Origin of the sequence: Wolbachia endosymbiont of Drosophila barbarae, assembly GCF_044752445.1 — a bacterium.
In the GTDB taxonomy this organism is placed as follows: Bacteria; Pseudomonadota; Alphaproteobacteria; order Rickettsiales; family Anaplasmataceae; genus Wolbachia; species Wolbachia pipientis.
In genome coordinates this window covers 1-933 of record NZ_JBIXJM010000084.1, presented here as the reverse complement: position 1 = coordinate 933, position 933 = coordinate 1, and the positions used below count along the sequence as shown (strand labels likewise).

The following is a 933-nucleotide window of genomic DNA, read 5'->3' as shown; positions in this document are numbered from 1 at the left end:
CACTCAACCTCCTTATCATCTTCTATCCTTATCTTATCACATCCGGACTTCTATGAAAAGAGCTATAACAATATGAAAAAACGTCGAAAAAAGTATGTGCCAGAAAATTAAAAAAGGTTATTACAAAAGGAGCTACTACAAAGGGCCACACAAAAAGATGCTGAAATTGATATAGAAAAGTAAATCAATGTTACAAAATCAATTATGTAAAAATATCAATATAAAGGATGAAGATTTTAGCATATTAGATGCAACAGTGGTAGAAAATGATCCAATTTTAGCTGCATATTTTAATGGTAGATCTGGAGTGTAAAAGGCGGCTCAGCCAATTGTATGTTCTATATCATCATTTTGTAGCCAGCTTAAAAACAATATAAAAGAGTATTCTTAAAAGATCATAGATATTGGTACAATTTCCTTAATCTATAAATTATAGTAGTTTATATTTAAATAACAATCTTTAACCTTTATGGCAAATTAATCTACCTAGAAACTTCTCTCTTAGGATCAGAAGTCCTTCTTAATTCTTCACGTTCTGTCCATTTATTGTTAGACTCGCTTATTACTTCAGGACGCATTAATCCACCAGATCTTTCAAAATATCCCTGTTCAATAGCATCGTAGACCCAGTAGTTACCAAGCTCGCAATCATTGCCTAACTCTTCTTCACAACCTTTGAATTTTTCTAATATTTCCTCTCTATCACTCACTTCTACTATAATTTTGCTTTTATTCTGTATGTCAGGATACAGCCTAACGTCTACATTTCCCAAACTAGTATAGAAAGTTAATACTACATCGCTGCCTTCTGTAAGATCTGTGTAATTCCTTATGCCATCTTCAGTTTTAATTTCTACTTCACTATTACCGATCTTTATTATATTTCTTCCACACTTTACATCCCCATCTGTTAGACCTAAATCCCTTGCCCCA

Annotated in this window: 1 protein-coding gene and 1 pseudogene; one reads left to right on the top strand and one right to left on the bottom strand. The window is 32.5% G+C overall.

What is annotated here, in order from left to right; all coding sequences use genetic code 11:
• The first annotated feature begins 187 nt into the window (after positions 1-187).
• A complete protein-coding gene (locus tag ACIPNH_RS01140) occupies positions 188-313 on the top strand; it encodes a hypothetical protein (protein ID WP_400771103.1) in 126 nt (41 codons plus the stop codon).
• 169 nt (positions 314-482) lie between these two features.
• On the opposite strand, the pseudogene ACIPNH_RS01135 reads toward ACIPNH_RS01140, so the two are convergent.
• Positions 483-933: pseudogene (locus ACIPNH_RS01135) on the bottom strand (ankyrin repeat domain-containing protein); the annotation flags it as partial.